This is a genomic window from Mesorhizobium sp. M7A.F.Ca.US.010.02.1.1 (assembly GCF_004023085.1).
Lineage (GTDB): Bacteria > Pseudomonadota > Alphaproteobacteria > Rhizobiales > Rhizobiaceae > Mesorhizobium.
Genome location: NZ_RZRV01000006.1, coordinates 223825 through 242027, shown reverse-complemented (window position 1 = coordinate 242027; position 18203 = coordinate 223825). Strand labels below are relative to the sequence as shown.

The following is an 18203-nucleotide window of genomic DNA, read 5'->3' as shown; positions in this document are numbered from 1 at the left end:
GAACCCGCACCGCAGGCTCCGACCCCTCCCGCCGCGGCACCCCCGCAAGGATCACAACCGGGTCAATGAAGAAGCCCCGCCAGAATGGGCTCCTCTCGTGCGATCGCGCCATCACCATACCTGCTGAGTGTATCGTTTTAATACAATCGCCGATTGGTAGACTTGCACCACGGATAGGCAGTTAGTTTCAGTGTCAGGCAAAAAGGGGGGAAATGCCTCGCACTGGGAGAAAACGATGTCCGTACAAAAAGGCGACTTTCGAACCAACAGAGCCGACTACGTGATTGCCGCGATGCATGGCGGAGTGACCGCCGAAGACAGCGTTCGAGACGAGAACCTGGCAAGGAGAAAGAAGTCCCTGTGGCTGAAGGAGCGGCGATCGGCCAAGTCGGCTGAGAACCCGTTGGACAGCTCGCCGCTGTCTAAAAGAAGCCCTCGCGGTTAGCGATTTACATCACCTTCCGCGATCACACCATATCCGCACACAACCCACTCACCCATATTGCAGGTGCCGCCGTCGGTGTTGACTAGCTCCGACGGCGGCCTAGTTCGTGGCGAAATAACCTCCGTTCTTTTGAGAAGACGGGGGGACTAAGGTCTTGTGCTCTACGCGCAAAGGTCCAAGCGGTCCTGTTAGGTTCCGGAAATGTCTCTTGGACGTTCCGCTATTTTATCCAATTGAAATGTAGCGTTACCGTGTATTCCCGCCCGATAACTGCGCCTGATCCGGCTGCCCGCATCCGCCCTGGCTGAGTCCCCTCAGCCGATGCGCTCACCGCTCTTCGGATCGAATAGATGCAGCTGGTGTGGTTCGGCCGCCAACCGTACCTCGTCGCCGGGCTTCACGCCGGCACGGCCCATGGCAAAGACGCAAAGCTGCTGGCTGGCCAGCTTGACGTAGAACTGTGTCGAAAGCCCGAGCGGCTCGACCACCCCCACCTCGCCCTTCAACGCGCCGTCATCCGCCAATTTGATATGCTCGGGCCGCAAACCGACGGTGATGGCGTCACCATCCTTGAGCGGCAGGCCTTCCGGCAGCCTCAGCGCCTGGCCGTCGGTCAGTACGGCCTCCGGGGTAGCGCCCTCCCGAACCGTCGCCGGTAGGAAATTCATGCCGGGTGAACCGATGAAACCGGCGACGAACATGTTGGCCGGCCGATCGTAGAGATCGAGCGGCGCGCCGACCTGCTGGATCAGCCCGTCATGCATGACGACGATCCGGTCGGCCATGGTCATCGCCTCGATCTGGTCGTGCGTGACATAAACCGATGTCGTCTTCAGCTGCTGGTGCAGCGCCTTGATCTCGGCGCGCATATGGACGCGCAGCTTGGCGTCGAGGTTCGACAGCGGTTCGTCGAACAGGAAGACCTTGGGATCCCGCACGATGGCACGGCCCATGGCGACGCGCTGGCGCTGGCCGCCCGACAATTGCCGCGGCAGGCGCTGCAGGAAGGTGTCGAGCCCGAGCCGCTTGGCGGCGCCGTCCACCCTGGCATCGATCGTCGTCGTCTGCGCCTTCTTCAAGAGCAGGCTGAAACCCATGTTCTTCGACACGTCCATATGCGGATAGAGCGCATAGGACTGGAACACCATGGCGATGTCGCGGTCCTTCGGCGCCACGTCATTGACCAGCCGCTCGCCGATGCGGATCTCGCCGCCGGAAGCTTCCTCCAGCCCGGCGATCATGCGCAAGAGTGTGGACTTGCCGCAGCCTGACGGACCGACCAGGACGACGAACTCGCCATCGGCGATTTCAAGGTCGACCGCGTGCAGGACGCGGACGGCGCCATAGTCCTTGCGGACCTTTTCGAGCGTAACAGAGGCCATAGATCTATCCTTTGACGGCGCCGGCGGTCAGGCCGGTGACGAGATAGCGTTGCAGGAAGGCGAAGAAGATGCAGACCGGGATCAGCGCCAAGATGGACGCCGCCATCATCTGTCCCCAATCGACGGCGAACTTGCCGATGAAGGTGAGCAGGCCGACGGCAAAGGTCTTCTGATCGTCGCTGGAAATCAGCATCAGCGCGAACAAAAGCTCGCTCCAGGCTGCAGTGAAGACGAAGCCGAGGGTGGCGCCCATGCCCGGCAGCGTCAGCGGCACGATCACCTTGCGCATCGCCTGCGCGCGGGTGCAGCCGTCGATCATCGCGGCCTCTTCCAGATCCTTCGGGATGCCGTCGAAGAACGACTGCATCAGGAAGGTGGCAAAGGCCGTGTTGAAGGCGGTGTAGATGATGATCAGCCCGGTCAGGCTGTTGATCAGGCCGATCTGACCCATCACGCGGTAGATCGGCGGAATGACCATCACCAGCGGAAAGGTCTGGGTCAAAAGCAACATCAGCGCCAGTGCCGCCTTGCCGCGAAAGGTGAAGCGCGACATTGCATAGCCGGCGAGCGTGGCGATGATTGTCACCAGTGCCGCCGTCGATACCGAGACGATGACGCTGTTGAGGAAATAACGCGGAAAATCGGTGGCCTCGAGCACGGTGACGAAATTCTGCAGCGTCATGTGCGACGGCCAGAAGGTGATGCCTTCGGAATAGAGAAGCCGCTCCGGCGTGACCGAGATTTTTAGCGTCCAGTAGATCGGGAACAGGGCAAAGAGCACGTAGGCCGCGATTGCCGCGTAGAGGCCGATGCCGCCGAAGAAGCGCTGCGAGGTTGAGCGTCCTGCGATCATCAGACGTGCCTCACCAGGGTGCGACGGATGCCGATCAGCGCGATCGCATAAGCAATGAGCAGGACCAGCAGCAGCACGGCCACCGCCGAGGCATAGCCCTTGTCCAGCGACTTGAAGGCGCTGACATAGATGTAGACCGGCACCGTGTTGGTCGAGCCGGCGGGTCCGCCCTCGGTCATGACGAAGATCAGGTCGGCGAAGGTGGCGATCCAGATGGTGCGCAACATCACGGTGATGGCGATGGTCGGCGCCAGGAACGGCAGCGTCACCTTGGTGAAGCGCTGCCAGGGCGAGGCTCCATCGATAGCCGCTGCCTCATGCAGTTCCGACGGAATGGATTTCAGTGCCGCCAAGAGCGTGATGGCGAAAAACGGAATGCCGAACCAGATATTGGCGACGATCGGCCCCCACATGGCGGTTGAGGGATCGGACAGCACATTGGTCGGCTCGGCTTTCAGCCCCAACGCAAACAGCCAGTGCGGCAATGGGCCGATGATGGGATTGAACAGCCAGGCCCAGGTCAGGCCCGACAAGAAGGACGGCACCGCCCAGGGCAGGAAGACCAGCGCCTGCACCGCCTTACGGCCGCGAAACGGCTTGTCGAGCAGCAGCGCCAGGCCAAGGCCGAGGAAGAACTGGAAGAACAGGCTGGCGACCGTCCACCACAACGTGTTGACCAGCGCCTGCCCCAGCACCTGATCCGACAGCATCGCCTGATACTGGCCGAGCCCGACATATTCGGACTTGAATGCGGAGAATTTGCGGAAGGAGTAGCTGATGCCCACGACCAGCGGCACCAAGAGCACCACGATCAGCAGGATGATCGCCGGGCTGAGATAGAGCCATGGCTCGATTGCGGCATGGGATAGCCGCTTGCGACGCGGCTTGCCGGCGGATCGTATTTCGGACACGGCGTAGGTCATTGGGTGTGGATCTAGCTCCCTGGAGCGGCGTCGGGGACAGCGTCCTTCTCCCCGTCGCTATACGGGGAGAAGATGCCGGTCCACCCTCCGCAGCTGCTGCGGAGGACGGGCAGGCAGATGAGGGGCAGCGCGAACCTATCGAGGCGTGGCGCCGCCCCTCATCCGTCACTTCGTGACACCTTCTCCCCGTGAACGGGGAGAAGGGAAGAAAAACTACTTCTTGTTCTTCGCCAGCCAATCCTGCTGTTCCTTGGTCAGGAAGGCAGCCCACTGGTCGGCGACGTCCTTGGCCGTCTTCTGGCCAAGCAGCACTTCCTGAAAATTCTTGATCGCCACCTGGTCGACGAAATTGCCGAGGTTCTCCAGATGCGTCGGCGGCGTCACCATTTCATATTTTGAGCTGTCGCTGAGCTCCGTGAACCAGCCCTTGAACTGCTCGGTCTTGAAATGGGGATCCTGGTCGGCGCCGTTGTGGATCGGGACGACGCCGACTTCCTTGGCCCATTCCAGATTGTCCTTCGGCGACAGAAGCGTCGCCATCAGCTTCCAGGCGTCGTCCTTGTGCTGCGAATTGGCAAACATCGCCCAGCCGGCATAACCCAGCGTCGGATAGGACTTGCCGCTCGGCCCGACCGGCAGTGGCGCCACCGCGAAGTCGTCGGCGCTCATCTTGTCGGCGATGCCGAGCAGCGCGTCCGGATCCTGGTTGAGCATGGCGCAGGTGCCGGAATAGAAGCCGGTGACCGTTTCGTTGAAACCCCAACTCACCGCATCCTTCGGCGCCAGTCCGTCCTTGTACATGTCGGCCAGCATCTGCAGGCCCTTGACCGAGCCTTCTTCGTTGATCGTCGAAGTGCCATCCTCGTTGAAGTAGCCGCCCTTGCCGGCGGCGATGTTCATGAACATGTGCATGCCGTTGAAAGCGCCCGGCCCGCCGCGCAGGCAGTAGCCATATTTGCCCGGCAACGCAGAGATTTTCTTGGCGTCGGCGATGAAATCATCGAGCGTCGCCGGCGGACCATCGAGGCCGGCTTCCTTGAACAGTTTCTTGTTCCAGAACAGCGCGTTCACATAGTAGCCGTAAGGGATCATGAACTGGGTGTTGTTGACGGTCGAGCCGAACTGCTTGGCGCGGTCGCCCAGCGTTTTGGCGTCGTCCCATTTGGCCATATAGGGGCCAAGATCCTCGAGTTGGGCGTTGTTGGCATAGAGGCCCATCCAGCGTTCCGGCATTTCGACGATGTCGGGCGTATCGCCGGCCTGCACCATGGTCAGGAATTTCTCGAAGGCCTGGCCCCAGGGCAGCGAGATCAGCTCGACCTTGATGCCCGGATTGGCTGTTTCGAACTCGGCGATCTGCTTTTTCAGGAACTCGGTGCGTGGCGGGCTGGTGATGACTTCGACCATTTTCAGGGTCGAATCGGCCACGGCATTTCCGGCGGAAATCGCCAGTCCCGCAACGGTGGCAAGCATGACGGTCAGTTTTTTCATGTCAAGACTCCCATTTTGAACCCGCTTGTTATTTTCTGGCTTTTTCGAAGGCTTGGGCGACATCCGCCCACAGGTCTTCGACACTCTCCAATCCGACATTGAAGCGGATGGTTCGGGGGCTGACGCCGAAGCGCGCCATCGAATTCAGGCCAGGCGTCTGCTCCAGCGACGCCTTGGCCGGCACGACCAGGCTTTCATGCCCGCCCCAGCTGACGCCGATGCGGAAATATTTCATCGCATCGACGAAGACGGGGATGTCGATCTCGTCCGTCACCTCGAAGGAGAACAGACCGGCATAGCCGGCCAGTGTCGCCTTGCCCGGATGGTTCGAATAGACAGGATGGTTGACGCGCTCGACATTGGCATGCGCCTTCAGCCGTTCGGCGATGGTCAGGCCGCTCTTCATGTGGTGCGGCAGGCGCAGCGGCAGCGTGCGCAAGCCGCGCAGCAACAGCCAGGCTTCGAATGGCGACAGCTTGCCGCCGAGATAGGAATAGGTCTGCTCGTTGATGTGCTTGATATGAGCGGCCGAACCCGCGACGACGCCAGCGACGGTGTCGCTGTGGCCGCCAAGGTATTTCGAGGCCGAATGCAGCACCAGGTCGACGCCATGCGCGATCGGCTTCTGGAACACCGGCGTCGCCCAGGAATTGTCGATGGTGGAGACGATGCCCTGTTCCTTGGCCAGCCGTGTCAGATGCGCGATGTCCTGCAGCTCGAACATCATCGAGGTCGGGCTTTCCAGGTAGAGCAGCTTGGCGCCGGGAAGTGCCGCCGCGACCGCATCCGGGTCGGAGCCGTCGACATAGTCGACCTTGATGTTGAGCCGAGGCAACAGCCGCTCGAACAGCCGGTAGGCATCGCCATAGCAATTGCGCACCGCCACGATGCGCTCGCCTGCCCCAACGAACGCAAGCACCGTGGCGCTGATCGCCGCCATGCCGCTGGAAAAGCCGCGCGCGGCTTCTGCGCCCTCAAGCGCTGCCACGCGCGCCTCGAACTCCATCACCGTCGGATTGTCGCCACGCGAATAGATCGGCTGCTTTCGTTTGCCGGCAAAGGTATCGGCCATCTCGGCATAATTGGCGAAGGTGAACAGCGAGGTCTGGTAGATCGGCGGCACCACCGCGCCGCCAGGGAACGGTTCGTCATGCGCCAAGAGTGTCGCGGCCTCGGCAAGATAGTCGTGATCGAAACCTGATGGATGCTCGTTCATGTCTGGCTCGAAAGTTGGAGTTTGGCCGCACCGCGCTTGAGATCGTCTTCGACGGTGGCGATCAGCTTGAGCGCCTCGGCGCGTGCGCCTTGCGGGTCGCGCGCGGCGATGCGTTCGTAGATGGTGCGGTGATAGGGAAAGCTGGCGTGGCCGAAGTCGCGCACGCCGAGCGGATGCTCCCAGAAGCGGTGGAACAACTCGTACATGGCGGCGATGATCTGCTCGAACAGCGGATTACCCGAGGCCCGGTAGATCGCCTGGTGGAACTCCCAATCCTCTTCCGACGACATGCCGTCGCGTGTGCGGAACGCCTGCTCCATGATGTCGAGCTTGCGTGCGATTTCGGCGATATCTGCCTGGCTGGCGCGTTCGGCGCAAAGAGCTGCGGCCTCCGCCTCCAGTGCGCGGCGGATCTCCATCGTCTGCATCAGGCTGGTGAAATCATTGCCGCCCGCCAGCGTCAGCGGCATGTGCAGCATATCGTGTGAAACAGCCGCCTTGAGATAGGTGCCGCTGCCCTGGCGCCTCTCGACGAGGCCGAGCCCTTCCCAGCGCGTCAGCGCCTCGCGCACGGTGTTGCGGCTGACCTTCAGCCGCTCGGCCAGAATGCGTTCGGTTGGAAGTCTCTCACCCGGCTGCAGGGCTTCGGCGCGAACAAATCCCACCAACGCCTTCAACACGGCGTCGTCGCGCGCCGTGGTCTGAATGGGTGGCAGGCTGTTCTGGTCCACATTTCCTCCAAGTGGTCCAATGGTCCAACCAATTTCTGCACAGAAGGAAGCTCCTGTCAACCAACTGTCAGGAGCCCTGTCGGAGGGAGCGACGCAATACTTTCAAGGCGGTCGCGCGATCGCGCTTCGATCGTATCTGCTAATCTGAGGCAGCAGGCGACCCGAACCAGGTGGTCAGCGCGTCCACCAGCCCCTGTTGGGTTCCCGCCCCGGCCCAAGCCACATAACCATCGGGCCGGATCAAGACGGCGCCGGGCGCGGCGACCCTCCCGAGCACCGGGAGGTCCCAGATACCGGCGTAACCGGCGTCGATCTGCCGGACCCGATCAGCCCAGGGCGCGAGATCCAGCCTGCCGGGCTCACCGAAGTTGAGCAGCACGGGCCGCGCGTCGTGCAGCAAGGTGAAGACCCGCAACGGCCCGCCGGCGGTGGTCAGATCGAGATCGGGCATTCGCCGCCCAAGCAGTGGATGCCCCTCGCCAAGATCGTAATGGACACCCAAACCAGACATCTCCGCGGCGATTTTCTTGCGGGCTTCATCCATGCCGAGCAACTCGGCAACAGTGTCGGCCAAGGCCTTGCTGCGGTCATCCGTGCGGCGAAGCGCGACCTGCGCCATCGTATTGCGCAACACGCGGGCGGCAACCGGATGACGCTCGGCGTGATAGCTGTCGAGCAGGCTTTCCGGCGATATCCCCTTGATGACTTGGGCCAGCTTCCATCCAAGGTTCACCGCATCCTGCACGCCGATATTGAGGCCCTGCCCACCCATCGGCGGATGGATGTGCGCGGCATCACCCGCCAGCAGCACGCGCCTGTCGCGATATGCGGCAGCCTGGCGCGTCATGTCGGTGAAGCGGGAGAGCCAGGTCGGGCTGTGGACCCCGAAGTCGGTGCCGTAGATGGCAGTCAGCGCCTCGCTGAGCTCGCGCAGGGTCGGGTCGCCGCGCGCCTCCAGGCATGGCTCCGTCAGCACGACGCCAACCTTCTTGCCGCCCTCGATCTTGCCCAGGGCATGAATTCCGGAGGCGTTGCTGCGGAAGCCCCATGCCGGTTCTTCCGACATTTCGACCTCGGCAATCATCCAGCTCATCGTCGGATCCCATCCGGCGAACTCGATACCGGTCGCCTTGCGAATGGTGCTGCGGCCTCCGTCGCAGCCGACCAGATATGCGGCCCTCAGGCGGTGACCGGTGGACAGTTCGACGTCGACGCCGCTGTCGTCCTGCGTAAACCTCGTAACCTCGTGTCCGCGATAGATCGGTACCTTCAACTCGCCGACCCAGTCGGCCAGGATGTGCTCGATGTGGTTTTGCCGCAGTGCCAGCAGATAATTGTGCCGGGTTCGGAAGTCGCTGATGTCCAGGCGGATCATGTGAAAACCCACGGCCGGGCTCACTTGGCCCTCCGAGAGGAACCGATCCGCAATTCCGCGCTGGTCGAGCACCTCAAGGGTGCGCGCATGCAGGCCGCCCGCGCGCAGGCCGGCAAGCTTCTGATCCGGCCGCCTTTCGACAATGGCAACGTCGACGCCTGCCAACGCCAGTTCGCCCGCCAGCATCAATCCCGTCGGACCACCCCCGGCGATCACAACCGCATGATCTGAAATCATTATCGTAACTCCCGTTTTCCGCACCCTGGCTTGGGTCGCGGTTTTACGGGAGGAGCCGGGTCTTGCCGCAAGCCTCTTGCGCGCCATATGTATGAAATGGAAGGGGTGCTCTTCCCCTCATCGTTGGCTGCCCTCACAGCGAAACTGTGTAGGAACGGCTAAAACGGGTATTCCGATTTCACGTGCAAAAACGCAGATTCCTCCGTGCTTTGGCACGGAGTTCTAATGTTCTTTTGGAGAAAAGGGGGCCGGTCGGCGTTTGGCAGCGGTACGAGGAGGCCACTATGTGCCAGCGCCGGCCGGCCGACCCCACGGACCCAGGAGATGCGGCGGACCTGAGCATCATGGGGTATTCCCAGGATCGGAGCCGGCTTTCTATCCTCGTGCCGGCTTCGTCTAGGCCTGCACAGTTGCGCAAGAGTTTATGAAAATCAACAGTTTCTTAACCAAGGCTCGCGAATCGCTTGGATTAAGGTAAACGGGTAACCCTGTCAGGTTGACAGGATAATCGGGGCTGGATCGCTACGCCGCCTTGGCGACGACGCGATTTCGGCCGCCGCTTTTGGCTTCGTAGAGCGCGAGATCGGCACGCTTCATCAGCGCCGCGACCGTGTCCACCCCCTTCAGCACCGACGACACGCCGACGCTGACCGTGACTTCGATCGCCTTGCCGTCCTGCCCGATGGCGAAAGCCGCCTGGGCGATTTCGGCGCGAATGCGCTCGGCTACCTTCTCGGCCACCGCGCCCTCGGTGTCCGGCATCACCACGACGAACTCCTCCCCGCCAAAACGGCAGGCAAGGTCGATACCCCTGACATTCTTGCGCAGCCGTCGTGCGAATTCCCGCAGAACCTCGTCGCCCCCGTCATGACCGTGCGCGTCGTTGATCGCCTTGAAGCGGTCGAGGTCGGTGATCATCACCGACAGCGGCCGGCGCCGCGCCACCGCGCGATCGAACAGCGTCTGCAGATGGCTGTCTAGATAGCGGCGGTTGTGCAGCCCCGTCAGGCCGTCGGTCACCGCCATTTCGATGGTCTGGGTGACGCTGGCGCGCAGCTGGTCGTTGTAGCGCTTGCGGCGCACCTGGGTGCGCAGCCGCGCCGTCAACTCCTGCTGGTCGATCGGCCGCATCAGATAATCATTGATGCCGAGTTCGAGGCCGCGGATGATGCGTTCCTCCTCGCCCTCCTCCGCCAGCAGGATGATCGGCACGAAACGGGTGCGATCGAGCGAGCGCAACTGCGAACAGAGCCTCAGCGGATCGAAATCGGCGAACGCGGTCGAGATCATCACGCATTCATAGGACGTCTCGGCGGCCTGGAAGAAACCGGCATGCGGATCGCTGGAGATATCGAGATCGGCGCGGTCGCGCAGCATCTTCTGAATGCGCTCGACGGATGATTTGCGTTCGTCGATCAAAAGCACTTTGGGCGTCGTGTCCTCGGATGCGAAATTGCGGCTGAGCAACTCCTCGATGCCGATGTTGCGCGTCGTCGAGGCGCGCAGCCGCAACTCGTCGGTCAGCGACTTCAGGCGAACCAGGCTCTTGACGCGCGTCATAAGCTGCAGGTCGTTGACCGGCTTGGTCAGGAAGTCGTCGGCGCCGGCCTCGAGCCCGCGGACGCGGTCGGAAACCTGGTCGAGCGCGGTGATCATCACCACCGGAATGTGCGATGTCGCCGGATCGCTCTTCAGCCGCCGACAGACCTCGAAGCCGTCCATGTCCGGCATCATCACGTCGAGCAGCACGACATCGACCTTGCCGTTCTCGCAGGTCTCGATCGCATCCGGCCCGTTGGTGGCGGTCAGCACTTCGAAATATTCGGCCAGCAGCCGGACTTCCAGCAGCCGCACATTGGCAGGGATGTCGTCGACGACGAGGATCCGCGCAGTCATTTCACAAGGCTCCGGCTCGGCTGAAAGGGCACATCACGCATCGCCCAGATAGGATTTGATGGTTTCGATGAAACGCGGCACCGAGATCGGCTTCGAAATATAAGCCTCGCAGCCGCCCTGGCGGATACGTTCCTCGTCACCCTTCATGGCGAAGGCGGTCACCGCAATGACCGGGATGACGTGCAGCTCGTCGTCTTCCTTCAGCCATTTGGTCACTTCAAGCCCCGACACTTCAGGCAATTGGATATCCATCAGGATCAGATCCGGCCGGTGCTGGCGCGCCAGATCGAGCGCTTCCAGACCGTTGCGGGTGCGCACGGTCTCGTAACCGCTTGCCTCGATGAGGTCCCGAAAGAGCTTCATATTGAGCTCATTGTCCTCGACGATCATAACCTTCTTCGGCATCGATTTCCCGTCCCGGCTGCCCTTCCGCTTCGAAGGCGACCGTCATGCGCCCATGTCTGAACGCACCAAACCCTGCTTCACTTTACGGCAATATGATTGACGAAACGGAAATCCGCGGCTGGAAAACAGCGCGAATTCCACCTCGTCCCTGCGCGTCCAAAGGGCGCGCCACGCTCTAATGGCTTGCCGCAAGCAACTCTTGCCATTACTGCGGGAGAGACTCATTCCACACACCGAAGGTAGTGATGGCAAACGCAGCGTCAATGCGCGAAGAAGCGGAATCGATTGCCGTGAAGGCCCTGGGCTTCGTCGCCTCCGATCCGGAGCTGCTGCCGCGCTTTCTGGCGATCACCGGCATAGAGGTCCATTCGATCCGCAAAGCCGCCAGCGAGCCGGGTTTTCTGGCCGGTGTCCTGCAATTCATCCTCGCCCACGAGCCGACTCTGATGCGCTTTGCCGAGGTAACCGGCACCCCGCCGGCGGCTGTCGGCAAGGCCTTGCGGTCGCTGCCGCTGGGCGACGACAACCACGAGCATTCCATATGAGCGATGATCCGGAAACCGCGCGCCAGATTGAAGAACTGGCAGCCGACGACCGACCGCTGCTGGTGCTCGACGTCGATGACGTCGTGCTCGAATTCATCCGACCGTTTCCGAATTTCCTCAAGGCGCGCGGCTATGGCTTGACGCTGGCCTCGTTTCGGCTGACCGGCAACATCGCAGAGACCGCCAGCGGCCGCCTGATCGAACAGCCCGAAGTCACGGCACTGCTGGCCGATTTCTTTGACGCGCAAGCCGATTGGCAAAACATTACGGACGGCGCGGCAGAAGCCCTGGCAGGGTTTGGCGACCGCGCGGAAATCGTTTTGCTGACGGCCATGCCGCACAAGCACCGTGCCGTGCGTCGCGTCCATCTCGACGCGCTTGGACTGAGCTATCCGCTTCTGACCACTGAAATGGCCAAAGGACCGGCGGTGGCCAAGCTTCGCGGCAGGGCCGGCCGACCGGTGGTTTTCGTCGACGATCAGCCGCACAATCTGGCGTCGGTACGGGAATCGGTCGCCGACGCCGAACTGTTCCACCTGATGGCCGACAATTCGCTGCGCGCATTCCTGCCGCCGGTGACGGACGATGTGGTCGTCGTCCAGGACTGGCACGAGGCAGCGCCCAAGATTCAAAGCGCGCTGGGGCTCTGAACTCCAGCTTCAGGGGTTCAGTTCGCACCTGCGCCGCCGCTGTCGTCTCCGCTGTCATCGGCGCCGTCACCATCATCCACGCTGTCGTCCACGGCCGGATCGGCGGGCTTCAGCATGACGCCATTGACGGTGACCGAGCCATCGGCCTTGGCATTGACGATCCATTCCAGCCGGCCATCGGGTAGCGTCTTGCCAAAGCCCTTCGCCATGAGAGCGACTGGCACGTATTGGCCAACCTCCGGTTCCGACTTTGCCGCTTGCTGCAGGCCTTCGACAAGCTTGTCGAAGCCGGCGACATCGACGGTTACGCTTCCTTCGGGCTTTTCGCCTGGGAATGTCATCTCGCCTTCCAGCGCGATCTCCGTGTCCTTGTTCTTCACGGTGCTGTGGCCAAGCACGACCTTCGGCATCCTGGCCATGAAGTCGACCTTAAGTTGCTCGCCGAATTCGGCCGACAGCGGCGGATTCTTATTGAGATCAAAGGCTTCGATCGCCTTCTTCGCCATGCTGTCGAGATCGATATTGGCGCCGCCAAAGTTCAAATCGACATCGGTGGGCAACAACCCCACGCTCCAGCTCGGCAGAAGCTGGGTCGGCACGGTCAGCCCCGATGCCTTGATGCCGTACGTGATCGTGCCGTTCTCGGCCACGCCATCGGTGCCGAACACGGTGCTGAGCTGGGTGGCGCCGAAATTGCCGACCGGGCTTTCCACCGCGAAATCCTTGAAACCGTAGGTCCCGTCGATACGCTGCCAAAGCGGCAAGGCGGCGAGCAGAAGCGATTTGAGCTGCGCCTGGTTGTCCTTCAGCGTCGCCTCGTCCTCGTTGGCCACCGCAAATGCCAGGAGATCGAGCAATGGCTTGGTCCGCACGCCCTTGCCGCTGGCTTCGACCGACAGTTCAGGCGACCTGACGGTGACCGGGAATTTCAGCCCGCTCTCGGGGTCATCGAAATTGATCGCTTCGACAAAACTCGACACCTTCTGCGAGGTTGTGAAATCGACGCCCCCGGTCGCCGACTTGGTCGCGGCAACGGTCGCGATGCCGGCGCCCGTGCTGGCTTCCATGTGCTGCTTGGCATCCTTCGATGCCATCGTCATGCCGGCCATCGAGCTGGTGCCGCTGGTAAAGGCCGCCAGATTTGGATCGTAGACGCCCGAACCCTTGCCGTCCTTGATCGAAAACTGAGTGCTTTGCAGCCCCTCGGGTCCGTTGAACTCGAAGGAGGCGGTTTGGGAGAAATCCATGGAGACATCCCAGGACCCGTCGCTGCGCGGCTTGACCATCAAGGCATAGGGCGCGAAGTCGAACTTCAGCAGTTTCTGGTCCGGAAATGATGCGGCAAGTGCCTTGAAATCGAACACGATCTTGTAGGCGCCACCTTCGAGCGAAACCTTCAAAATGCCTTTGTCGATGGCCTGCTTGCCGACATAGCGGGACAAGTCGTCGGACAATTGCTTCGCACCCTGACTGTCGGCGGTCTGGCTGAAAGCAGGGGCACTCAACGCAAGAAGGAACACGAATGGCAGGGCACGGTTCACGCGAATTCTCCGTTTGACCTAGAAGAAAGACTTTGTCCGTCTGGTATGAAATTACCGCTGCAACCGCAAGGTGAGATCGACAACGGCACCCGGGCAGACCATCTCGATCAAAGCACCAGCCGCATCAGCGGGCGACCGGCCTTGCGTTCCACCAGCCGCTCGAAACCCGCCTTCTCGAAGACCCGTGACGAACCGACGAACAGGCCGATCGAGCGCGAATCGCGAGACAGGTCCATCGGGCACGCCTCGAGCAGCCGGGCCCCATTCTGGCGGGCGAAACCTATGCCGCCTTCGACGAGGCGATGCGTGATGCCCCTGCCGCGCGCCTTGGCGCGGATGAAGAAGCAGGAGATCGCCCAAACGGCCGCATCCCCCGCGTCGGCAGGATCGACCGGTGCCGACCCCCTGCCCTGATTGTTCCATTCGGGCACGTCGGCGCGCGGTCCGATCTGCATCCAGCCAACCGCCTGGCCATCCTCGAATGCCAGCAGTCCGGGCGGCGGGCCGGCTTCGATACGCGCCTTGATGTGGTCCTTGTTGCGTTCCCGGCTGCTCTCGCGGCGCATCGCCGGCGCCAGCCGGAAATGCGTGCACCAGCAGCCGTAGCAGGCGCCTTGCTTGCCGAAGAGGTCCTCGAATTCAGCCCAAAGCTCGGGCGCAAGCGGCGCTATGGTCGTGCTCATGCGTTCTCCCCAGGCCAGCCTTGTCGCTGGCCTTGCACTGTCGTACCATTGCTTCTGTTCTCTTTATGTTCGCAGCGATGGCGGCCCCTGTCAACAATCCCGATCACGGTTTTTGCCGCGACTGCCTGATGTTTCAGCGCAGCCCGACGCGCCGCTGCGAGCGCTGCGGCAGCCCCCGGCTTGTGCGTCATCCCGAGCTTTACCGGCTGCATCTGGCCCATATCGATTGCGACGCCTTCTATGCGGCGATCGAAAAGCGCGACAATCCGGCGCTCAAGGACAAGCCGCTGATCATCGGCGGCGGCAAGCGCGGCGTCGTCTCCACCGCCTGTTACATCGCCCGCATCCAGGGCGTCCGCTCGGCCATGCCGATGTTCAAGGCGCTCGAAGCCTGCCCGGAGGCGGTCGTCATCAGCCCCAACATGGAAAAATACGTGCGCGTCGGCCGCGAAGTGCGCGCCATGATGCAAGCGCTGACACCGCTGGTCGAGCCGCTGTCGATCGACGAGGCGTTTCTCGACCTCGCCGGCACCGAACGACTGCACGGCCTGCCGCCTGCTGTGGTGCTGGCGCGCTTCGCGCAGGCCGTCGAGAAGGAGATCGGCATCACCGTTTCGGCCGGCCTGTCCTATTGCAAGTTCCTTGCCAAGATTGCGTCTGATTTTCGCAAGCCGCGCGGTTTCTCGGTCATCGGCGAGGCCGAGGCAGTCGGCTTCCTGGCGGCGCAGCCGGTGACCATGATCTGGGGTGTCGGAAAGGCATTCAACGCCACCCTGGAGCGTGACGGCATCCGCACTATCGGCCAGTTGCAGCAGATGGATCGCGGCGACCTGATGCGCCGCTACGGCACGATGGGCGACCGGCTCTACCACCTTTCGCGCGGCGAGGACGTCCGCCGCGTCGATCCCGACCAGGATGCCAAGAGCGTATCGGCCGAAACCACCTTCGACACCGACATCGCGTCGCTAGAGGAACTGGTCGCGGTTCTCAGGGGTCTTTCGGAAAAGGTTTCGGCACGGCTGAAAAAGTCAGGCATTGCCGGGCGCACTGTGGTGCTGAAACTGAAGAGCCAGGATTTCAAGCTGCGCACGCGCAATCGCCAGCTCGGCGATCCGACCCGGCTCGCCGACCGCATCTTTCAGACCGGGGTGGAGCTTCTGCGCAAGGAAACCGACGGCACGAAATATCGGCTGCTCGGCATCGGTGTCAGCGACCTCTCGGACGACGACAAGGCCGACCCGCCCGATCTGGTCGACATCCAATCGCGCAAGCGCGCCATGGCCGAAGGCGCCATCGATGCCCTCCGCGACAAGTTCGGCCGCAAGGCGGTGGAAACCGGCTACACATTCGGCAAGGGCCGCGACGCCCATCCGCCGGAGCCGCTCGAGGATTAGGTGCGCTGCAGATCAATCCTGCTCGTCACCACGCTCTTGCCGGTTTTCGGGTCGGTGTCGATGACGGTCAGCCGCATGCCGTTCTCGCCGCGTTTCTCGACCTTCATCTGCGCCCTTCGGTCGCCATTGACCTCCTTGGCCCAGCGAATGCCCAGGTTGATCGCGTTGCCCGAACGGCTGCCGTTGAGCTGTGCCGGTCCCGTGCGAGAGCCGACATAGGTGCCGCTGTATTTGGCGCCGCTGGCCTTCAGATCCGCGCTGATGGCACGCGTGACCACGACAAGCCCCCGGCAATTGCCGTCGAGCGACAGGGAGATCGATGTCGCGTTCGAGCTGAACGTGCAGGACACGTTCACGGTCGGCGCATCGGTGGTGACCTTGACGATACCCCTGCCGGCGAAATTGCCCTTGAACGACTGGAGAAATTGCGTCTCGTCGGCATGTGCCGCGCCTGCCGCAACCAGTAAACCGCCGGCAAGCGCGAATTGCGCGAAGGATCTCATCGAAGCTCTCCCTGTCGATCTTCAAAAAGGCGGGACGGTCCACCAGCACGGCTGACCATCGGGATTCAACGCCACTTGCCGTTTCAGGTTCCGCCCGCCACATGACTGTTTTACAATATCCAGCCAGTCGCGACTGGCCCAGAAGAATGCCTTGCGTAGCGATTGCGGCAGAAGTCCTGGCCTGCGACATAGCGCGAATGGCACCCACACCCTCGATCCCCAAGGCCGCGTTCTGGATGGCGCTGTCGATCGCTTCCTTCCTTGGGATGACGGTCGCCGGCCGAGCCACGACAGCGGAGCTCAACGTCTTCCAGGTGCTGGAGTTGCGCTCTGTGATCGGCTTCTTCATCCTTCTGCCGCTGGTGATGACGAGTGGCGGCTTTCAAGCCATGCGCACGCGGCGCCCCATTGCCCATATCGCCCGCAACGTCATCCACTACACGGGCCAGGCGGCCTGGCTCTACGCCCTCACTTTGATCCCGCTGGCCGTGCTGATCTCGATCGAATTCACCACGCCGATCTGGACAGCTATCCTGGCGGTGATTTTTCTTGACGAAAGGCTCAACCGGCCCAAGCTGGCAGCGATCGGGCTGGGGCTGATCGGCGTGGTGATCATCGTGCGCCCCGGTGTCGGCTCGAGCGATCCTGGACATCTCGTCGTGCTGGGTGCCGCGGCCTGCTTCGGCATCTCGGTGGTCACGATCAAATCGCTGACCCGGACGGACAGCGTCGTGCGCATCATCTGCTGGATGCTGATTATCCAGTCGATAGTCGGTCTCATCCCGGCGCTCTATACGTGGCGCAACCCGCCACTGGAGCTGTGGCCATGGATCGTGCTGATCGCCTTCACCGGCATGTCGTCGCATTTCTGCATGGCCCGTGCGCTTGGTCATGCCGACGCGACTATCGTCTCGCCGATGGATTTCCTGCGCGTGCCGCTGTCGGCGCTGATTGGCTGGCTGCTCTATAGCGAGCAGATCGACGCCTTCACCGCTGGTGGCGCGCTGCTGATCCTGATGGGCAATCTGCTCAATCTTCAGCGCAGGCCAATGAAGCCGGCCGAAGTGGCGGCGTCGTAGTCCCGCCGGCCGTCAGTTCCCTTCGTCGGGTATGTTGAGAAGATGGCCGCAGGCTTTGCAATGCACGGCGTCCGGCTCGTGCCGCCGCAGGCCGCACTGCGGGCAGGGAAACAAAACCTTGGCTGGCCGGAAGATCGCCTGAGCCAGTCTGACAAACAGCGATATGCCGATGATCATGGTGACGATTGCCGTCAGCTTGCCGGCCATGCCCGGCAGCACAATGTCGCCGAAGCCGGTCGTCGTCACCGTGGCGACGGTGAAATAAAGCGCGTCGATATAGTTTTCCAGACCGGCGCCAGTGCGGAAGAAGAACGTGTAGACGAAGCCAGTGATGACGAACAGGAAGGTCAAAAGGTTGATGACGGCGTGGCTGGCCTCGCGCCACGGCCGCAGGCCGCGCATCTCCAGATGCCGCCAGAGCGAACCGCTGCGCGACAACGACCACAGCCGCAGGATGCGCAGGAAGGCGAGATTGGCGAACGCCGTCGGCATCAGCAGCGTCAAAAGGATGAAGACATCGACCCACGACGTCGGCTGCTTCATCAGCCGCAGCATGTTTTTGGAGGCAAGCAGCCGGGCGATCAGGTCCGCGGCGACAAGCGCGGCCGCCGAATAGTCGAGCCAGAGGAATGACGGCTTGTCCTGAAGGACCGGCGTCGCGATGAAGAAGGCGATGATGGCGAGGTCGATGACGACGGCCACCAGTTGGAACCGGAAAGCGGCCGGCGTGCGCCCATGATAGAGCCTGCGCAGCCTGTCACGCAGCCGCGCCAAGGCTGAAACCGCCTGCGACCCGTTCCTCTGCGCCGGCTTCATGCTGACTGCGCTGGCGTTCGCGGCAGCGACCGCCAGGC

17 protein-coding genes are annotated in these 18203 nt (G+C 62.3%); 4 read left to right on the top strand and 13 right to left on the bottom strand.

Features of this window, described 5'->3' with window-relative positions:
* Positions 1-759: 759 nt before the first annotated feature.
* The 9 genes from ugpC to EOA19_RS09385 all read right to left on the bottom strand — a co-directional run bounded on the left by ugpC (position 760) and on the right by EOA19_RS09385 (position 10954).
* A complete protein-coding gene (gene ugpC / locus EOA19_RS09430) occupies positions 760-1827 on the bottom strand; it encodes a sn-glycerol-3-phosphate ABC transporter ATP-binding protein UgpC (RefSeq protein WP_128303392.1) in 1068 nt (355 codons plus the stop codon).
* 4 nt (positions 1828-1831) lie between these two features.
* Positions 1832-2680 carry a carbohydrate ABC transporter permease gene (locus tag EOA19_RS09425; protein WP_027036797.1) on the bottom strand — a complete coding sequence of 283 codons (849 nt, stop codon included), beginning with the start codon at positions 2678-2680 and terminating at the stop codon, positions 1832-1834.
* Positions 2680-3603 carry a sugar ABC transporter permease gene (locus EOA19_RS09420; RefSeq protein ID WP_128303391.1) on the bottom strand — a complete coding sequence of 308 codons (924 nt, stop codon included), beginning with the start codon at positions 3601-3603 and terminating at the stop codon, positions 2680-2682. The genes EOA19_RS09425 and EOA19_RS09420 overlap by 1 nt, the downstream gene beginning before the upstream one ends.
* Before the next feature lie 213 nt (positions 3604-3816).
* Positions 3817-5094: a sugar ABC transporter substrate-binding protein gene (locus EOA19_RS09415; protein WP_127296148.1), complete on the bottom strand. Its 1278-nt coding sequence runs from the start codon at positions 5092-5094 to the stop codon at positions 3817-3819.
* Positions 5095-5122: 28 nt separating this feature from the next.
* On the bottom strand, positions 5123-6310 hold the full coding sequence (locus EOA19_RS09410) for a PLP-dependent transferase (RefSeq protein ID WP_128303390.1): 1188 nt from the start codon (positions 6308-6310) through the stop codon (positions 5123-5125).
* Positions 6307-7041: a FadR/GntR family transcriptional regulator gene (locus tag EOA19_RS09405; protein ID WP_128303389.1), complete on the bottom strand. Its 735-nt coding sequence runs from the start codon at positions 7039-7041 to the stop codon at positions 6307-6309. Before EOA19_RS09405 ends, EOA19_RS09410 begins: the two co-directional genes overlap by 4 nt.
* A gap of 139 nt (positions 7042-7180) precedes the next feature.
* Positions 7181-8653: an FAD-dependent monooxygenase gene (locus EOA19_RS09400; RefSeq protein ID WP_128303388.1), complete on the bottom strand. Its 1473-nt coding sequence runs from the start codon at positions 8651-8653 to the stop codon at positions 7181-7183.
* Between the two features lie 522 nt (positions 8654-9175).
* Positions 9176-10549: a PleD family two-component system response regulator gene (locus EOA19_RS09390; RefSeq protein WP_128303387.1), complete on the bottom strand. Its 1374-nt coding sequence runs from the start codon at positions 10547-10549 to the stop codon at positions 9176-9178.
* 33 nt (positions 10550-10582) lie between these two features.
* Entirely contained in the window at positions 10583-10954 is a 372-nt protein-coding gene (locus EOA19_RS09385; protein WP_013531932.1) for a response regulator, read from the bottom strand.
* 245 nt (positions 10955-11199) lie between these two features.
* On the opposite strand from EOA19_RS09385, the gene EOA19_RS09380 reads away from it, so the two are divergent.
* Both EOA19_RS09380 and EOA19_RS09375 read left to right on the top strand, forming a co-directional pair.
* The gene (locus EOA19_RS09380) at positions 11200-11499 is read left to right on the top strand and encodes a DUF3572 domain-containing protein (protein ID WP_128303386.1); all 300 of its coding nucleotides are present in this window, start codon (positions 11200-11202) and stop codon (positions 11497-11499) included.
* Positions 11496-12149, top strand: coding sequence for a hypothetical protein (locus EOA19_RS09375; RefSeq protein WP_128303385.1), 654 nt, complete (start codon positions 11496-11498; stop codon positions 12147-12149). Before EOA19_RS09380 ends, EOA19_RS09375 begins: the two co-directional genes overlap by 4 nt.
* Before the next feature lie 17 nt (positions 12150-12166).
* Here EOA19_RS09375 and EOA19_RS09370 read toward each other — a convergent pair whose 3' ends face one another.
* Positions 12167-13690 carry a hypothetical protein gene (locus EOA19_RS09370; RefSeq protein ID WP_128303384.1) on the bottom strand — a complete coding sequence of 508 codons (1524 nt, stop codon included), beginning with the start codon at positions 13688-13690 and terminating at the stop codon, positions 12167-12169.
* A gap of 107 nt (positions 13691-13797) precedes the next feature.
* Positions 13798-14373, bottom strand: a complete 576-nt coding sequence (locus EOA19_RS09365; protein ID WP_023810530.1) for a GNAT family N-acetyltransferase — start codon at positions 14371-14373, stop codon at positions 13798-13800.
* Positions 14374-14438: 65 nt separating this feature from the next.
* Between EOA19_RS09365 and EOA19_RS09360 the strand changes: the two genes are divergently transcribed.
* Complete coding sequence (locus tag EOA19_RS09360) at positions 14439-15767, top strand: DNA polymerase IV (protein ID WP_128303383.1); 1329 nt, start codon at positions 14439-14441, stop codon at positions 15765-15767.
* Here the strand turns inward: EOA19_RS09360 and EOA19_RS09355 are convergent.
* Positions 15764-16270 carry a hypothetical protein gene (locus tag EOA19_RS09355; protein ID WP_128303382.1) on the bottom strand — a complete coding sequence of 169 codons (507 nt, stop codon included), beginning with the start codon at positions 16268-16270 and terminating at the stop codon, positions 15764-15766. The genes EOA19_RS09360 and EOA19_RS09355 overlap by 4 nt on opposite strands.
* A 197-nt stretch (positions 16271-16467) precedes the next feature.
* Here EOA19_RS09355 and EOA19_RS09350 point away from each other — a divergent pair, with 197 nt between their 5' ends.
* Positions 16468-17349 carry a DMT family transporter gene (locus EOA19_RS09350; RefSeq protein ID WP_128303381.1) on the top strand — a complete coding sequence of 294 codons (882 nt, stop codon included), beginning with the start codon at positions 16468-16470 and terminating at the stop codon, positions 17347-17349.
* 12 nt (positions 17350-17361) lie between these two features.
* Here the strand turns inward: EOA19_RS09350 and EOA19_RS09345 are convergent, their stop codons facing one another.
* Entirely contained in the window at positions 17362-18165 is an 804-nt protein-coding gene (locus EOA19_RS09345) for a potassium channel family protein (protein ID WP_128303380.1), read from the bottom strand.
* Positions 18166-18203 lie beyond the last annotated feature (38 nt).